This is a genomic window from Synechocystis sp. PCC 7339 (assembly GCF_019924095.1).
Taxonomy (GTDB): Bacteria; Cyanobacteriota; Cyanobacteriia; order Cyanobacteriales; family Microcystaceae; genus Synechocystis.
In genome coordinates this window covers 1035144-1050478 of sequence record NZ_CP063659.1, presented here as the reverse complement: position 1 = coordinate 1050478, position 15335 = coordinate 1035144, and the positions used below count along the sequence as shown (strand labels likewise).

The 15335-nt window shown below is 47.7% G+C and carries 16 protein-coding genes and 1 pseudogene; 6 read left to right on the top strand and 11 right to left on the bottom strand.

Translation table 11 applies throughout. The annotated features are described in order from the left end of the window. Positions 1-312 precede the first annotated feature (312 nt). Positions 313-1290, top strand: a complete 978-nt coding sequence (locus tag IQE94_RS04840; protein WP_223342812.1) for a pentapeptide repeat-containing protein — start codon at positions 313-315, stop codon at positions 1288-1290. Between the two features lie 59 nt (positions 1291-1349). Here IQE94_RS04840 and IQE94_RS04835 read toward each other — a convergent pair whose 3' ends face one another. From IQE94_RS04835 to IQE94_RS04820, 4 genes are all read right to left on the bottom strand, one after another. Then, complete coding sequence (locus IQE94_RS04835) at positions 1350-1574, bottom strand: hypothetical protein (RefSeq protein ID WP_223342811.1); 225 nt, start codon at positions 1572-1574, stop codon at positions 1350-1352. 110 nt (positions 1575-1684) lie between these two features. Further along, positions 1685-2503, bottom strand: coding sequence for a transporter substrate-binding domain-containing protein (locus IQE94_RS04830; RefSeq protein ID WP_223342810.1), 819 nt, complete (start codon positions 2501-2503; stop codon positions 1685-1687). A 64-nt stretch (positions 2504-2567) separates the two neighbouring features. After that, positions 2568-3905, bottom strand: a complete 1338-nt coding sequence (locus tag IQE94_RS04825; RefSeq protein WP_212716514.1) for a TRAP transporter large permease subunit — start codon at positions 3903-3905, stop codon at positions 2568-2570. After that, on the bottom strand, positions 3905-4444 hold the full coding sequence (locus IQE94_RS04820) for a TRAP transporter small permease subunit (RefSeq protein WP_212716512.1): 540 nt from the start codon (positions 4442-4444) through the stop codon (positions 3905-3907). Before IQE94_RS04820 ends, IQE94_RS04825 begins: the two co-directional genes overlap by 1 nt. A gap of 222 nt (positions 4445-4666) precedes the next feature. On the opposite strand from IQE94_RS04820, the pseudogene IQE94_RS04815 reads away from it, so the two are divergent. From IQE94_RS04815 to IQE94_RS04805, 3 genes and pseudogenes are all read left to right on the top strand, one after another. Beyond that, positions 4667-5658: pseudogene (locus tag IQE94_RS04815) on the top strand (AAA family ATPase); the annotation flags it as partial. 72 nt (positions 5659-5730) lie between these two features. Continuing rightward, entirely contained in the window at positions 5731-6027 is a 297-nt protein-coding gene (locus IQE94_RS04810; RefSeq protein ID WP_223343265.1) for a hypothetical protein, read from the top strand. A 20-nt stretch (positions 6028-6047) separates the two neighbouring features. Next, positions 6048-6821: a hypothetical protein gene (locus IQE94_RS04805; RefSeq protein WP_223342809.1), complete on the top strand. Its 774-nt coding sequence runs from the start codon at positions 6048-6050 to the stop codon at positions 6819-6821. 67 nt (positions 6822-6888) lie between these two features. On the opposite strand, the gene rpsJ is transcribed toward IQE94_RS04805, so the two are convergent. From rpsJ to IQE94_RS04775, 6 genes are all read right to left on the bottom strand, one after another. Next, positions 6889-7206 (bottom strand): 30S ribosomal protein S10, encoded by a 318-nt coding sequence (gene rpsJ / locus IQE94_RS04800; protein ID WP_212716506.1) that lies wholly within the window; start codon positions 7204-7206, stop codon positions 6889-6891. 138 nt (positions 7207-7344) lie between these two features. Beyond that, positions 7345-8544, bottom strand: a complete 1200-nt coding sequence (tuf, locus tag IQE94_RS04795) for an elongation factor Tu (RefSeq protein WP_212716504.1) — start codon at positions 8542-8544, stop codon at positions 7345-7347. A 66-nt stretch (positions 8545-8610) separates the two neighbouring features. After that, positions 8611-10686 (bottom strand): elongation factor G, encoded by a 2076-nt coding sequence (gene fusA / locus IQE94_RS04790; RefSeq protein WP_212716502.1) that lies wholly within the window; start codon positions 10684-10686, stop codon positions 8611-8613. Between the two features lie 198 nt (positions 10687-10884). After that, the gene (gene rpsG, locus IQE94_RS04785) at positions 10885-11355 is read right to left on the bottom strand and encodes a 30S ribosomal protein S7 (protein WP_190595987.1); all 471 of its coding nucleotides are present in this window, start codon (positions 11353-11355) and stop codon (positions 10885-10887) included. Between the two features lie 152 nt (positions 11356-11507). Beyond that, positions 11508-11888, bottom strand: coding sequence for a 30S ribosomal protein S12 (gene rpsL / locus IQE94_RS04780; protein WP_010872944.1), 381 nt, complete (start codon positions 11886-11888; stop codon positions 11508-11510). A gap of 96 nt (positions 11889-11984) precedes the next feature. Continuing rightward, positions 11985-12620 (bottom strand): TIGR04282 family arsenosugar biosynthesis glycosyltransferase, encoded by a 636-nt coding sequence (locus IQE94_RS04775; RefSeq protein ID WP_223342808.1) that lies wholly within the window; start codon positions 12618-12620, stop codon positions 11985-11987. A 112-nt stretch (positions 12621-12732) separates the two neighbouring features. Here IQE94_RS04775 and purD point away from each other — a divergent pair, with 112 nt between their 5' ends. Both purD and IQE94_RS04765 read left to right on the top strand, forming a co-directional pair. Continuing rightward, the gene (purD, locus tag IQE94_RS04770; RefSeq protein ID WP_212716498.1) at positions 12733-13992 is read left to right on the top strand and encodes a phosphoribosylamine--glycine ligase; all 1260 of its coding nucleotides are present in this window, start codon (positions 12733-12735) and stop codon (positions 13990-13992) included. A gap of 204 nt (positions 13993-14196) precedes the next feature. Next, complete coding sequence (locus tag IQE94_RS04765; protein WP_212716496.1) at positions 14197-14811, top strand: hypothetical protein; 615 nt, start codon at positions 14197-14199, stop codon at positions 14809-14811. A 52-nt stretch (positions 14812-14863) separates the two neighbouring features. Here the strand turns inward: IQE94_RS04765 and IQE94_RS04760 are convergent, their stop codons facing one another. Then, positions 14864-15307, bottom strand: a complete 444-nt coding sequence (locus tag IQE94_RS04760) for an RpiB/LacA/LacB family sugar-phosphate isomerase (protein ID WP_212722257.1) — start codon at positions 15305-15307, stop codon at positions 14864-14866. Positions 15308-15335: the final 28 nt, after the last annotated feature.

The window sequence follows — 15335 nt, the reverse complement described above, 5'->3', positions numbered from 1 at the left end:
ATGGCAGAGGACAAAAATTCATAAAACTTATTAAAATTATTTGTTAACGAATTTATAGCTTGACTACAAAAGGTTAATGACTTACCGGCATAAATAATTGATTTTTCTTGAAAAATATTTGAGTGAAAACTTTACGAAGCAACGGTTGTAGCTTTTGTCCTCTGTCTTAGGACATAGACCATTTTATTCTTAATAAACAATTAAGAATTGTGTCAGCTCAACCAAAAAGTATGTCTAAATAGTTTGTTTTAGGTAAAATCCATTACAGACGGAAGGATTTTTCTGGGCAAATATCTAACAAACGTCACTGCTGTGCTTTCATTGGTCAAAATTGCCGCCGCCCAAACCCGGTGGCCAAAGAGGGACAACAGTAAACATTCTCGACATGGAGTTTCCTTGTCTATGAACATTAATCCTCTCCTGCGGGCCTATGAACACGGTGTGCGCCGCTTCCCCCGGGAAAATTTACAAAATGCTGATCTATCAGGATTCACTCTCATTTCCGTGGATTTCGAGCGCACTAACCTGATCGGCAGTAATTTACAGCGTACCTTTTTGACTAAAGCCCGCCTCGGCCACTGCAAGATGAACTGGGCGGATTTAACCTACGCTAAACTCAACCAAGCAGATTTAAGCTATGCTAATTTGACCAAAGCCAGTCTCTACGGGGCTTTTGCCGTCAAAACTAATTTTAAGGGGGCTAAGCTGAGTGGAGCGACCCTGGGCCATGCCAATCTCCGGGGAGCTAACCTGGAACAGGCTAACCTTGCTGGAGCTAATTTGTTTGCTATTAATTTAAGGGAAGCTAATCTCCAGGGAGCCGATCTCTCCTGGGCCAATCTCCAGGAGGCTTGTCTGAGCCTGGCCAATCTGCGTGATGCGAGGTTGTGGGCAACGGATCTGCGCCGGGCTTTTATGAAGGAAATGGATCTGAGTAATCTCAGTCTCCAGGGCTTGACCATGGACGGAGCTAAATTAACCGGCAGTTGCCTACGGGGGACAAACCTTAGCCAGTCTAGTTTGCGAAGTGCTAACCTCCGGGGCGCAGATTTGACCGGGGCGAATCTCACCGGAGCGGATCTAACCGGGGCTGATCTGATGGGAGCCAACCTAACCCAGGCAATTTGGGACGATGCCATGGTGCAGGGCGTTAATTGGGAAGAGGCGATCGCCGACCGGGGAATGTTTCGGGAAGGGGTATTAGGACTGGGAAATCACCACAGTCATAATGGCCACCAGGGATTAAATATCAGTTGCTTTGGGGGCCTGCAGGCCGCCTACGTCATTTAGTTGAAATCCGCCACCGCAATAATTAACTGACGGAATTGCATCCGGGGAAAACATTGTCCCTAGAAGATCAGTGCTTCCAATAGGGCAGCACAGCCAAAGGATGCGAGGGCGACCTTAATTAAGCGCAGCCCTTGACGGTTCAACCAGTCCCGTTGACGACGGAAAAACACATAGACGTTCATCGCCCCCATCAAAAAGAACAATAGGGAGAGCCAGTTGGTTTCTTTTGTAGCTGTTGTAGCTGTGTCTGCGGAGGACATCGCCCAGGTCTGTGAGGATTGCATGTTTGATTTCTCCAAGTAAACCAACTTTGACAGTTACACCTTAACAAAAGCCAAGGCAATTGTAAACCTTTGTTAAGTATTGTTGACTAGGACGAAATTTTCTGCATTTCCTAGAAGGGGAGTCCCCAGGCTTGCCATTGTTGCCGGAGCCAGCCGGAAGCCCGCAATTGCAGTAGGGTTTGGTTAACTTCCCGTTGTAGGGCTTGGTGTTGCAACCCTTTGGCCATGGCGATCGCCAAAGGAGCCACGGTTAATTGCAAAGATGAAAGCTGGTAATCCGGTTGGGATTGGGCCCAGCCACTTAACACAGAATTGTCCCCAGCAAAGGCCATGGCTTGCCCCTGTTCCAGAATTTGGTAGGCTTGGTCGTAGGAATCTACCCCCACAAGGGTAGCTTGGGGAAATGCTTGTTTGAGCACGGCGATGGTGCCGCTGTTATTAAGCACCGCAATGGTATGGGGTTGACTCCGATCTAAATTTTTAAGTTGCTTGTTTTTGCTAATTAGGCCCACTCCATCCACATAGTAAGGCGGGGAAAAATCCACCAGGCGATCGCGGGCCGGATTTTGTCCCATTTGGGCAATGATTAAATCCACGTCACCATTGAGCAAGAGGGCGAGCCGGTCTTGGTTTTGCACTGGAATTAACTCCACTGCTTTTTCGTCCCCCAACAATGCCAGGGCCAAGCGATGGGCCAAAGCAATTTCCAAACCAACTAATTCACCTTGGTTGTTGCGAAAACCCAATGGTCGTAAATTTTTCTTAACTCCTACCCTTAATTTACCCCGTTGCCGAATGGCCTCTAAACTAGCTTCCCGGTTAGCCATGGCCATGCTATCCATCTTGATCGCCATAGTTTGGGCAGTGGCGCTGACAGTTAAACCCGGAATTAAAAATAATAAACAACTAGCTACAATGAAGCTACGCATGGAAAGGGTAAGAGGGTGATGAAATGGCAGAAAAATTATGACCAAGTGGAAGAAATCAACTTACCTAATTAACACTCAGGGAAGGTAACCAATTGACCAGGGGCGGGAAAATAATAATGAGTAGCAACACCAAGATTTGTAGAGCAATGAATGGCAGAGCCCCCCGGTAAATTTGCCCAGTGGTTAAACTGGGGGGGACTACTCCTCGCAAATAAAATAAGGCAAAGCCAAAGGGTGGAGTGAGGAAAGAAGTTTGTAAGTTAGCCCCCACAATTACCCCATACCAGATTAAATCTAGATTTAGGGTTTCCGCCACCGGTTTAAACAGAGGCAGAACAATAAAGGCAATTTCAAAAAAGTCAATGAAAAATCCCAGAATAAAAATGGTCAACATACTAACGGCTAAAAAGCCCATTTGACCGCCGGGTAAATTAGCCAAAAGATCAAACATAAACCGATCGCCTTCCAGTCCCCGGAACACCAAACTAAAGGCGGTGGAGCCTAACAAAATTAACATCACCATGCTAGTAATGCGTAGGGTCGCGTCACACACCTGCCAGAGGGATTGCCAAGTTAACTTTTGATTGGCCAAAGCCAAGGCGATCGCCCCGATGGATCCCACTGCCCCCGCTTCGGTGGGGCTAGCAATGCCAAAGAAAATACTGCCCAGCACCAATAGAATCAAAATCAAGGGGGGTAGCATCACTTGTACTATGCGTCTGCGTAGTTCCTGACCGCCAATGTTCCTAACTTCAGCCGGCAAAGCAGGGGCTAGATTGGGTTTAAGCCAAGCGATGATGAGGACATAGACAGCAAAACTACCGGCCATCATCAATCCAGGCAGAAGGGAACCAATGAATAGATCCCCGACGGAAACTCCTAATTGATCTGCTAAAACGATCAAAACTACGCTAGGAGGAATAATTTGTCCGAGGGTGCCAGAGGCCACAATCACACCGGAAGCTAGCTCCTTGCTGTAGCCATAGCGCAACATAATTGGCAGGGAAATTAAACCCATGGCCACCACGGTGGCCGCTACAACTCCAGTGGTGGCCGCTAGCATGGTACCCACCAGAATCACAGCGAGGGCAAGCCCCCCCCGCAAATGACCCAGGATAATGCCCATGGTTTCCAGTAGCCGTTCGGCAATGCCAGACCGCTCCAACATGGACCCCAAAAAGATGAAGAAGGGAATGGCCAGGAGGGTGCCATTGGCCATAATGCCAAAAATTCTTTGGGGCATTGCGGACAAAAATATCGGGTCAAAAGAACCCAAAGCTGCACCGATAATGGCAAATAAAATCGCCACCCCTCCTAGAGAAAAGGCAACGGGATAGCCACAGCCCAGGAAGACCAATGCCCCCACAAACATCATTGGCCCTAACCAGTCGTAGTCCACCATTAATCCCTAGCCTCCGTATTACCATGGCCAAGGGCGATCGCCAGATTTTTAATTACTTCCGCAATGCCTTGGAGCATAAGTAGGACAAAACCGACAATAATCATTGTTTTAATGGGATAACGGGGTAAGCCCCCCGGATCCGGAGAAGCTTCCCAAATCTGCCAAGAATTGAGCACCGATTCCCAGGAATAAAAAATCACCAGTCCACAAAACGGGAACAAAAACAGACAAGTGCCCAATAAATTCACCCAAGCCCGCTGGCGATCGCCAAGGGATTTGTAGAAAATATCCACTCGCACATGGTCATTAGTTTGTAGTGTGTAGGCGGCACCTAGAAGAAAAACTAAGTCAAACAAATACCATTGGGCTTCCAGCAAACCATTGGAGGCTAAATTCTGGCCCACTAAGCGACCGAGGTAGCGCCCCACCACATTCCAACCACCTATTAGTACCATCGCTAATACCAGCCAAGCAGTGAATTTGCCTATACCTGCTAAGAGTCGATCAATGATACCAGCAATTTTTAATAATTTTTCCACTAAGCAGAGTCCCCCTAGTCCCGAGTCATTCCCATCAAAACAGAACAAATTATAGATGTTCAGACTACAACCCGGACTAGCAAGTTTCTTTCAGGGTAATCAAGTCTGATTCTAGTTAAATGAGTTCGCTCGCCTTCATATTCCCCATCGAGAACAATTAGTCGATTTATCAACAAATAAGATTAAAATAAAAGGGTACTCTGTTTTTGCAGCGGCGGTCCCATGGCAAATCCTGCACCATTTCAATTTGACCCCAGAATTTGCCGCAACGAAAAGGAGGTTGAGACAAAATTAATTGTTCAGCATTTGCTTCCCTTCCTAGGCTATACGCCGGAATCTTGGCATCAGGAAGTCACTTTTGGAAATATTCGGCTAGATTTCCTTGCTTTTGCCACTCAGATTTTGCCCTTTACTGTGACAGAGACATCGCCTCTAAGTCTGATTATTGAAGCTAAAAGTCCTAACCAAAATTTGGACAAACATGCCTTTAAGCTGGCCAACTATATGCGGAGTCTCCGGGTTCTATATGGAGTTTTGACCAATGGTCTCATGTTACGGATTTATGAACGTCAACATGACCAAGTTAATCTGATATTTTCCTGTCCTGGTTCGGAAATTTCTGCTAACCTTGATAGCATCAAGCAAATTATTAGTAAGAAAGAGCTATCTAGTTCGCTGAAAACTATTCCTGCTCCAGTTCAACCAAGTAACCCTCTTCCCCAGCAACCAATGAAAGTTATTGCGGTCTACCATAATAAAGGCGGTGTAGGTAAAACTACAACTGTTGTCAACCTAGCCGCGGCCCTGGCGAAACAGAGAAAACGAGTTCTGATAGTGGACTTAGATAGTCAAGCCAATACTACCTATGCTACTGGCTTAGTCAAGTTTGTGGATGAAGCAAATGATGACATTAAAGGCAATAATATTATGCAAGTTATTCAATCTAGAGATGAATATCAAATTGCCGAAGTTGCAAGAAAAGCTAGTTTTAGTCAATACAACATCGATGTAATTCCTTCTCATATTGAGCTAATGGAAGAAGAGAAAAATTTAAATGAAAGAGAACCTGCTAAAATACGACTTTTGAATAAACTAAAAAAACTTATAACCACTACGACATTGTAATTATTGATACGCCTCCATCACTAAATCTTTATGCCAAAATTGCACTTATTACCGCAGATTTTCTTCTCATACCTTCAGACCTCAAACCTTTTTCTCATGAAGGTTTGAACAATGTCAAAAGATTCATTGCACAAATCAATGAAACTAAGGAAATGTATGGAATGGAAGATCTCAAAATATTAGGAGTGCTTCCATCAAAAATTTCCACCAATGCTAAATTCTTATCCAGTAACTATCCTAAGCGAAGAAAATTAGTTCAGACAAAATATGATTTGCCGATAATGGATAGTATGATTTGTGAACGGGAAGATTTAGCAAAATGCTTAGAAAATTCTATTGCATTTGGTGATGATCTTATTCCTGATCCCCGCTCAGTCTTGGACTTTAAACCTGATTCTCCTTCGTCTCATGAATTTGAGGTTTTAGCCATGGAAATTTTAGAAAAAATAAATTCCTAATAAATAATAGAAATTTAAAAATGATTAAAAAAGAACTATTCTCTATTCAACTATTGGACATTGTCTCTGTTGAAAATTCCCAGCCGGCTTCCAATTATCCCGCTAATGAAATAGAAGCCTTAGCCGATAATTATTTAGAATGTGGTGGTAATCTTAACCCGATTCTTGTTGAAACAATTGGACTAGATGAGTATCGTGTAGTCGAAGGCGATCTGGAACTTTATGTGGCCAAAAAAGCCAGAGAAAAATATAAATTCTTTGAAATGATTAGAGCGGTTATCTTAAATGATAAAAACAAAGACCTTATTAATGAACAATTATCCAAATTTAAAAGCTCAACACCTCGACCGATTACTAACAGAACAGATGCGGTTGGTAAATCAGAGCAGACTATTGATAACTCTCGTTTAACAAATCTTGAAAAGAGTTTGACCAGTAGCATTGAAAATCTCGCCACCACAGTTAAGGAGCATCAGCATCAAATTGATAAATTATTCAAGATTAATACCAAATCCCTTTCTTACCTGGATTATTTCAACGAAAGTTTTATAGATAAAATAATTAATATTTTAGATTCTAAATGTGGAATAAGTTACGCAGAAGCTAAAAAGTATGGAGCTTTAATTTATCAAGAAAGGGAAGCAAATGGAAAATTTAAAACATTCTTGGATATTTCAGATCGTGTGACAACTCAAAATAAGAATGGACAAAAACGGCGAATCATTAGTCATGAAAAAATGTTTAATATGATCGACCATTGGATTCAAAGCGAATCAAAATCCACTGACAATTAAATATCAACAAAAAATCCTCGCTATCAGTTTAACGAGGATGTGGAAAATTCAAATAGTCAACTTATAGTTATAGCTTGACTTCAATGTCGACCCCAGCAGGGAGATCCAACTTCATGAGGGCGTCAATGGTTTTGGAAGAAGGCTGATAAATGTCGATGATGCGGCGATGGGTGCGGGTTTCAAAATGCTCCCGAGAATCTTTATCCACGTGGGGAGAGCGCAACACACAATAAACTTTCCGTTTGGTGGGCAAAGGAATCGGTCCCACAGCGGCGGCATTGGTACGATTAGCAGTTTCTACAATCTTGTCGCAGGATGTATCGAGCAGGCGACGGTCAAAGGCTTTGAGGCGGATACGAATCTTTTGTTGTTGCAATGTTGCCATGGAAATTTAACTCAGAATTAGCGGACTGTTTAATTGTCAAGGTTCAGAAAATTGAGTAGTCAGTGGGGCTGGCCCAGTCAGAAAAAACTTACCGTAACCAAACCAACACCAACTACATCATTAATGTTGTTCTAAGGACTACTTCAAAATCTTAGAAACAACACCGGCACCGATGGTACGGCCACCTTCACGGATAGCAAAACGCATCCCTTGTTCAATGGCGATGGGGTTGATCAGCTCAACGGTCATTTTGATACGATCGCCAGGCATAACCATTTCCACAGCACTGCCATCATCAGCGGTGTAGCTCTTGATGGTTCCGGTTACGTCCGTTGTCCGCACATAGAACTGGGGGCGATAGTTGGCAAAGAAAGGAGTGTGGCGACCGCCTTCTTCTTTCTTGAGCACATAAACTTCGCCTTCAAATTCGGTGTGGGGAGTGATGGAACCGGGCTTGGCTAAAACCATCCCCCGTTCGATGTCCTCTTTTTGTACACCCCGGAGAAGCAGACCGACGTTGTCTCCAGCCATACCTTCATCCAAGGTTTTTTGGAACATTTCCACACCGGTAACGGTGGTGTTACGGGTGTCTTTAATGCCCACGATTTCCACGGTTTCACCGACTTTAACTTTACCCCGTTCAATCCGACCAGTGGCCACAGTACCCCGACCAGTGATGGAGAATACGTCTTCCACCGCCATCAAGAAGGGTTTATCCACTTCCCGCTCGGGAGTGTCGATGTAATCATCAACGGCTTTCATCAACTCAAGAATGGCAGCTTTATATTCTGCGTCACCTTCGATCGCCTTAAGGGCAGAACCAGCCACGATGGGAATATCATCGCCGGGGAAATCGTAGTCGCTGAGCAACTCACGAACTTCCAATTCCACCAGTTCCAGCAGTTCTTCGTCGTCCACCATGTCTTTCTTGTTCAAAAAGACCACCAGTTTGGGAACCCCCACCTGCTTAGCCAAGAGAATGTGCTCCCGGGTTTGGGGCATGGGCCCATCAGCGGCAGAAACCACCAGAATTGCACCGTCCATCTGGGCGGCACCGGTGATCATGTTTTTCACATAGTCAGCGTGACCAGGACAGTCCACGTGGGCATAGTGACGGCTATCAGTTTCATACTCAACGTGGGCGGTATTGATGGTAATACCCCGGGCTTTTTCCTCAGGAGCCGCATCAATATCTTCATATTTCCGGGCTTTGGCACCACCCAATTCCGCCAAGGTCATGGTGATCGCCGCCGTTAGGGTGGTTTTACCGTGGTCAACGTGACCAATGGTGCCAATGTTTACGTGGTCTTTCGTCCGTTCAAATTTTGCGCGTGCCATGAATAAATAATTCCTTTGATTGTTTCTACACAGATTGCAGTCCTAGGAGAACCGAGAACCGCCGGGTTAGGCATACCCTCTGCTTTTGGCGACGATCGCCTCGGCAACATTACGGGGTACTTCTGCATAATGGCTAAATTCCATCGAAAAAATACCCCGGCCTTGGGTTTTTGACCGGATATCGGTCGCATAACCAAACATTTCCGCTAATGGGACACTAGCGGCCACTTTGGCTATGCCCTGCTCCGTTTCCTGGCCCTCAATGTGGCCCCGACGGGCATTGAGGTCACCGATCACGTTGCCCATGAAGTCATCAGGAACTTCAATCTCGACTTTCATGACCGGCTCCAGGAGTACAGGGTCAGCTTGGCCCACAGCCTCCCGGATTGCCATGGAACCAGCAATCTTGAAGGCCATTTCCGATGAGTCCACATCATGGAAAGACCCATCTACCAAGGTGGCTTTGAGGTCAATGACTGGGTAGCCCGCCAATACCCCCGAAGCACAGGCTTCCTTCATCCCCTGTTCCGACGGAGCAATATATTCCTTTGGAATGACGCCACCGACGATTTTAGAGACAAATTCAAAGCCCGTCCCCGGCTCGGTGGGCTCCACCTCAATGACCACATGGCCATATTGGCCTTTACCTCCACTTTGGCGAATGAATTTACCTTCCGCCTGCACTGCCTTACGAATGGTTTCTCGATAAGCTACCTGGGGAGCCCCCACATTGGCCTCCACCTTAAATTCCCGCAGCATTCGGTCTACCAGAATTTCTAAATGCAATTCTCCCATGCCGGCGATCACCGTTTGATTGGTTTCTGGATCGACGCTGACCCGGAAGGTGGGATCCTCTTCAGATAGGGACTGCAAAGCCTTGGAAAGCTTGTCCATATCCTGTTTGGTTTTTGGTTCCACCGCCACGGAAATGACTGGCTGGGGAATAAACAGGGACTCTAAAATAATTGGTTCTTGGTCGTCACAAAGAGTGTCACCGGTGAGGGTGTCCTTGAGCCCCAGCACTGCCCCTAGATCTCCGGCGTTAAGCTGATCAACCTCGATGCGCTCATCGGCTTTGAGTATGATTAGGCGGGAAATGCGCTCTTTCTTTTCTTTGCTGGAATTCAAGACATAACTGCCCTTGGCCAACACACCGGAATAAACCCGCACAAAGGTGAGCCGACCAAAGGGATCCGCCATCACTTTAAAGGCCAAAGCCGACAGGGGAGCTTCATCGTCCGCTGGTCTAGCGGCCACTTCCCCATCGGGTAAATGTCCCTCGATCGCCGGTACTTCCAGAGGGGAGGGGAGGTAATCCACCACCGCATCGAGTAAAAGCTGAACTCCCTTATTTTTAAATGCAGAGCCGCAAAGCACTGGCACCATGGTGCCGGCAATGGTTCCCCGCCGTAGACCAGCCACCAATTCATCGGCGGTCAACTCTTCCCCTTCTAAATATTTTTCCATCAGAGCATCATCTGCTTCCGCCACTGATTCCACCAAACGCAGGTGATATTCTTCTGCTTTATCTTGCACTGCAGCAGGAATGGGAACCTCTTGGATGTCCGTGCCCAAATCGTTTTTGTAGAGGTAGGCCTTCATCCGCACCAGATCCACAATACCTTCAAATTCCGCTTCACTACCAATGGGGATTTGAATGGGCACTGCATTGGCCCGCAGGCGATCACCAATCTGCTGACAAACTCGGAAAAAGTTAGCCCCGGTGCGGTCCATTTTATTGATAAAGGCAATGCGGGGTACTTGGTACCGTTCCGCCTGACGCCACACCGTTTCCGATTGGGGTTGCACTCCCCCCACGGAACAAAATACAGCAATTACTCCGTCCAGTACCCGCATGGAGCGTTCCACCTCAATGGTGAAATCCACGTGCCCCGGAGTGTCGATAATATTGATATGGTGCCCCAACCAATCGGTACTAATGGCAGCGGCGGTGATGGTGATGCCTCGTTCCCTTTCCTGGGCCATCCAATCCGTCACCGCTGTACCTTCATGAACCTCACCGATTTTATGGACCACGCCAGAGTAGAACAAAATCCGTTCCGTCGTGGTGGTCTTACCCGCATCAATGTGGGCGGCGATACCAATGTTACGTATTCGTTCTAGGGGCACTGTGCGAGCCATGAAGTTTACTCCTAACCGGGGGTTCGACCAAAAACAAGCTCTCTCTTCCCCAAGGGGAAATGGGAGGCCATTAACAATTCTATACGTTTTCCCTTACCTTTCTAGATTTGCAACTAAATCTAGGGGGGGGGGCTGAAAACTAGCCCAGGGAGGTGTGGGGGCAACTCAACCCCAAACCTGTGGTGAAGATGCTTCTACCTAGTAGCGGTAATGGGCAAAGGCTTTGTTGGCCTCGGCCATGCGGTGGGTTTCTTCCCGCTTTTTGATGGCGGCGCCGGTTTCATTGGCGGCATCCATAATTTCGTTAGCCAATTTGCTTTCCATGGTGCGACCACCCCGAGCACGGGAAAAATGCACCAACCAGCGCAAGGCCAGAGCAGTCCCCCGGGCAGGGCGAACTTCCATGGGCACTTGGTAGGTGGCACCCCCAACCCGACGGGCTTTAACTTCCACTAGGGGAGTCAGATTTTTGATCGCCTTTTCAAATACTTCCAAGGGATCTTCGCCGGTTTTTTCACCAACGGAGGTCAAGGCATTGTAAACAATGCTAGAAGCCAAGGATTTTTTACCGGAGCGCATCACCCGACGGATGGTCATGCTCAGCAGAGTGCTGTTGTAAACGGGATCCGGGGGGACAGGGCGCTTTTTGACGTTGCCACGACGAGACATAACTTTTTACTCTTTGTTGCTCTAGATAATGATTAAAGGTTGTGGTCACTGCCAAACTTCTCGGGCTAGGCTGCCGGAAGTAAGGGAGAGTTGTAAAACCGGCTACACCTTCACCAGACAAGGGAAGTTAACCTAATGGAAAGTTGAGAAAGTTATTTCTTCGCTTTTTCCCGTTTGGTGCCGTACTTGGAGCGACCCTGTTTCCGGTCTTTAACCCCGGTGGCATCCAGCGTCCCCCGCACAATATGGTAGCGAACCCCAGGCAGGTCTTTCACCCGACCGCCCCGGATCAGGACTACGGAGTGTTCCTGCAGGTTGTGGCCAATGCCGGGGATGTAGGCCGTCACTTCAAACCCAGAGGTGAGCCTTACCCGGGCCACTTTCCGTAGGGCTGAGTTGGGTTTTTTGGGGGTGGTGGTGTAGACCCTAGTACAGACTCCCCGCCGCTGGGGGCATTGCTTGAGGGCAGGGGATTTAGTTTTCTTCTGTACCTTCGAGCGTTCGCTACGAATTAGCTGCTGGATAGTTGGCATGTGTTAAATATGGTGGGAATTAGGATCTTTCTCCTAATAAATAAGAAAATCATCGACAAATTTTCATTGTACCGTTGCCCATTTAGCACTGTCAACCTAAGTTGGGGGTGTGTTGGTGAAAATGGTGGGCAGATATTGTAGGTCCGCGGGATGGTCTATGTCCGGTAGGGCAGGTAATTTGTAAGGGCGATCGCCGTTTTGGACAATTTTGGTTAGGGTCTGTTGATAAACTCTCTCGGTGCCCCAATCGATTTGCTGGAAATAAGCAGGGTTAAACTTAGTCAAGCCCATTAGATAATAACCTCCATCGAGGGCGGGCCCCAACACCGCCGAATAACTATCCAAGGCAGTGAAAGTGATTTGGAGGAGTTCTGGGGTCACACCGGGGCAGTCAATGCCGATAATCACCACTTTTTGGCTACCCTGTCCAAAGGCCCACTGGCAAGATTGTTGCAGGCGATCGCCTAAATTTCCCATTGCTTGGGGTTGATAACAAAAATTAGTTCCTAGCCATTGTTCCATCTGCTGTCTAGTTCCACCAGTGTAAAAGACACTTATTTGACAAGGGGCATCGGTTTGGCAGCGAAAATCATGGGCGGTTTGAGCCGTATGTTCCGTCAGTTGTTGTTGTAGCTTGGCCGCTCCCCCAGGGCCGAGCGCGGGGATCAGGCGAGTTTTCGTTTTTCCTGGTTCCGGCCAACGGGTGAAAATGAGTAAATGTTGTTCAACCATGGGGAATTTGGGGGGCGTAGATAAATAACTCTAGTCAACTCCGGCCATTCTGTTAATCTTAAAAACGGCTAATTTATCATAATTTTTCCAACGGTTGTAGAGGTTAGGCTCCATGAAGGTGGCAGTTATTGGTAGCGGTGGACGGGAACATACTTTGGTTTGGTCATTGGTTCGGTCGCCAGAAGTGAGCCATTGCTATTGCTTACCTGGAAATGGTGGCACGGCCGGGTTACCCAAAACCGCCAATGTGGCGATCGCCGTCGATCAACTGGGGGAAATCTGTCAATTTTGCCAAACGGAAAAGATTGATTTAGTAGTGGTGGGGCCGGAATTGCCCCTTACCCTGGGATTAACGGATCAACTGCAAGCGTTGGGCGTAAAAGTTTTTGGCCCCACTAAAGCCGGGGCCGAATTGGAAGCAAGCAAATCCTGGACGAAACGGTTATTAGTCGAAGCAGGGGTTCCCACAGCTTTTGGAGAAACTTTTACCAACCCAGAACCAGCCCAGGCCTATGCCACCAAGATGGGAGCCCCCATAGTGGTGAAAGCTGACGGTTTGGCGGCGGGTAAAGGGGTGATTGTGGCCCAAACTTTGGCCGAAGCAACCACGGCGATCATCGAATTATTTGACCAGGGCTTTGTCAAAATTGTGGTGGAGGAATTTTTACCGGGGGAAGAAGTTTCCGTGCTAGCCCTGTGTGACGGTAAAACCGTAATTCCCCTACTACCAGCCCAGGATCACAAACGCATTGGGGAAGGGGATCAAGGCCTCAATACCGGTGGCATGGGGGCCTACTGTCCTGCTCCCATCGCGCCCCCAGCGGTCATAGACCAGGTGCAAAAACAAATTTTACAACCCACGGCTAACGCCCTAGCTAAGCGGGGTATTGATTACCGAGGGGTGTTATACGCTGGCTTAATGGTCAGTCCCGCCGGGGAAATTAAAGTGTTGGAATATAACTGTCGTTTTGGCGATCCTGAAACCCAAGCGGTGTTGCCCCTCCTCGCCACTCCCCTGGAAAAAGTGTTAATGGCCTGTGTGGACCAAACCCTAGACCAGTTGGAGCCACTGCAATGGCATACCGGTAATACAGTTTGTGTGGTGGTGGCCGCTGGAGGCTATCCCGGTAGTTACCGCAAAGGCGATGAAATTAATGGTTTGGCTGAGGCTGAAGCCCAAAATGTCACAGTATTCCATGCCGGAACCGAACTTAAGAACAGTAAAGTGCTCACCAATGGTGGCCGGGTGCTGGGGGTCACAGCCCTAGGGGAAGACTTATCCACGGCGATCGCCACTGTTTACCGGGGAGTAGAACAAATTAATTTTGAGGGCATGTATTACCGACGGGACATTGGCCACAAAGCCCTTTGATCTGGAGTAGGGGGAAGGAATTCTCCCCAGAGAATAGGTCGGTGCAAAACAAATTTTCCTCAGGGAGCCGGAGAGGAAAAACAAGTTGTCTTGGCAATGGTAAAACTAGCCTAATGGTGTTCTAAAGAGATCAACCGAGAATGTTAATATACGTTGCAGTTTGCCTTACACTGCCGTCTTCCATTTGCCCTTCCCCGACTTCCTATGCTTCAACGTCTTGTGCACCCATTGGCTTTAACTCTCTGTGGCCTGGCCTTGGCCTCCAGTTTAACTCCGCCAGCCCAGGGGCAGGGGGTTATGGAGGTGGAGGAAGTGATCATTGAAGGCAGTGGTCCAGAGACTTCTAGGGAGTTTCGCCCCCTCAACCAAGAAGGCAGTGTGTTAAGTATTGCCGCCGGCCGTCGCTTGATGAATGAAGCTAACGACGCTATTAATCTTAATCAATACACCGTGGCCCTGAGTAAACTCCAGGAAGCCCGCAAGATTTTTAACCAACTTTCTAACTTCCACCTTCAGCTGGCCAATAGTTTTTCCGGTATTAACACGGTCATTTTCGAAGAACAAAGAATTGCCGCCCTGGAAACTGGTCAACTGCGGGACGAAGCCACCTACCGCTTAGCATTGGTACATCGGGCCAACAACGAAGCCGCTTTGGCTGTACCCCTTTTGCTGCAAATTATCCGTTCCCAGAACCCCACTACGGATTTAGGCAGAAAATCATACCAGCAGCTCTATGAGTTGGGGTTTGTGGCTTCCCCGTTTGAAGGCCCCACGCCCACTGGCTCCAATGCGGCCCCCACTGCTCCAGTGGTTAATTAGCCACAGTTATGGTCAGCGAAATCTTAACTGGATAATGAAGTCCTGGCTTGGATTAGGTTTGGCCAGAGTATTTTTGCTCGATCGCCGTAACTAGTTGAATACACGGCAACTCTTCCGGTTTGACCCGTGCTGTGAACCAAGCAGTCAAAATTTCCTTGGCGATCGCCGGGGAAGTGGCCCGTAAACTCATTACCAAAACATTGGCATCGTTCCACCACCGGGCTCCCTTAGCAGTTTGCGCATCCCGGACTAGAGCCGCCCTCACACCTGGCACCTTATTGGCCGCAATGGAGGCCCCTGTCCCCGCCCAACAAAATAGTACGCCTTCCTCTACAGTTTGACCGGCCACCGCTTCCGCTAATTGTTGGGCGACCAACGGCCAGGGCATAATCTCCCCTGCCAAGGGGCCAAAGAGCATCAACTCATGGCCTAAATTCTGTAGATGCTCTATCACCAAATCAGTGAGGTGGCATTTCTCATCACTGGCAAGGGCAATTTTCGTTGTAGGTTAAAGTTATGTCGGT

Bases quoted from the DNA above. Each gene is read 5' to 3' on its own strand.
- rpsL (WP_010872944.1), bottom strand. From the start codon at position 11,888: ATGCCAACTATCCAGCAGCTAATTCGTAGCGAACGCTCGAAGGTACAG.
- IQE94_RS04825 (WP_212716514.1), bottom strand. From the start codon at position 3,905: ATGGTGGACTACGACTGGTTAGGGCCAATGATGTTTGTGGGGGCATTG.
- rpsJ (WP_212716506.1), bottom strand. From the start codon at position 7,206: ATGGCAACATTGCAACAACAAAAGATTCGTATCCGCCTCAAAGCCTTT.
- IQE94_RS04810 (WP_223343265.1), top strand. From the start codon at position 5,731: ATGGAAGATCTCAAAATATTAGGAGTGCTTCCATCAAAAATTTCCACC.
- IQE94_RS04775 (WP_223342808.1), bottom strand. From the start codon at position 12,620: ATGGTTGAACAACATTTACTCATTTTCACCCGTTGGCCGGAACCAGGA.
- purD (WP_212716498.1), top strand. From the start codon at position 12,733: ATGAAGGTGGCAGTTATTGGTAGCGGTGGACGGGAACATACTTTGGTT.
- IQE94_RS04835 (WP_223342811.1), bottom strand. From the start codon at position 1,574: ATGCAATCCTCACAGACCTGGGCGATGTCCTCCGCAGACACAGCTACA.
- IQE94_RS04830 (WP_223342810.1), bottom strand. From the start codon at position 2,503: ATGCGTAGCTTCATTGTAGCTAGTTGTTTATTATTTTTAATTCCGGGT.
- tuf (WP_212716504.1), bottom strand. From the start codon at position 8,544: ATGGCACGCGCAAAATTTGAACGGACGAAAGACCACGTAAACATTGGC.
- rpsG (WP_190595987.1), bottom strand. From the start codon at position 11,355: ATGTCTCGTCGTGGCAACGTCAAAAAGCGCCCTGTCCCCCCGGATCCC.
- IQE94_RS04805 (WP_223342809.1), top strand. From the start codon at position 6,048: ATGATTAAAAAAGAACTATTCTCTATTCAACTATTGGACATTGTCTCT.
- fusA (WP_212716502.1), bottom strand. From the start codon at position 10,686: ATGGCTCGCACAGTGCCCCTAGAACGAATACGTAACATTGGTATCGCC.
- IQE94_RS04765 (WP_212716496.1), top strand. From the start codon at position 14,197: ATGCTTCAACGTCTTGTGCACCCATTGGCTTTAACTCTCTGTGGCCTG.